We start from the raw sequence: 360 nt of genomic DNA, 5'->3' as shown, positions 1-360 counted from the left end.
TGACAGTCGTTGTCAAGTTTACATGGCGATATGACTTGCTAAAAACCGCACTAGGATAGGATTTCAATCCATAATTCAAAGCTTTACAAAACTGTCAATACTTGTCACCCTTTAAAATTTCAATGAAGCGGGCCGTAAACTGGGCTGTAATACCCCAAAGATCTTCTCCGGCTAAATCATAGAAAAGAACCTTACGCTTGTCCTTGCCAAAATTATAGTTGGAACCATTAGGGATTCGCTCAAAAGGAAAATTCGAGGCCGGTGTAGATGTGGCCGTTAGATTATAGGTCTTGGGCTGGGTAGTCATGAGCTGGTCAAGTGGTAAGGTGAAGAGTCTTTCAACCTCATCAGGATTTGGTT

1 protein-coding gene is annotated in these 360 nt (G+C 41.9%); it reads right to left on the bottom strand.

The window, feature by feature from the left end; genetic code table 11:
• Positions 1 to 94: 94 nt before the first annotated feature.
• Positions 95 to 360: hypothetical protein (locus FH871_RS35215; RefSeq protein WP_212768422.1), on the bottom strand; the 266-nt coding region annotated here is incomplete at its 5' end.

Origin of the sequence: Larkinella sp. C7 (genome assembly GCF_006149005.1) — a bacterium.
Taxonomy (GTDB): Bacteria; Bacteroidota; Bacteroidia; order Cytophagales; family Spirosomataceae; genus Larkinella.
This window is presented reverse-complemented; position numbering and strand designations above follow the sequence as displayed.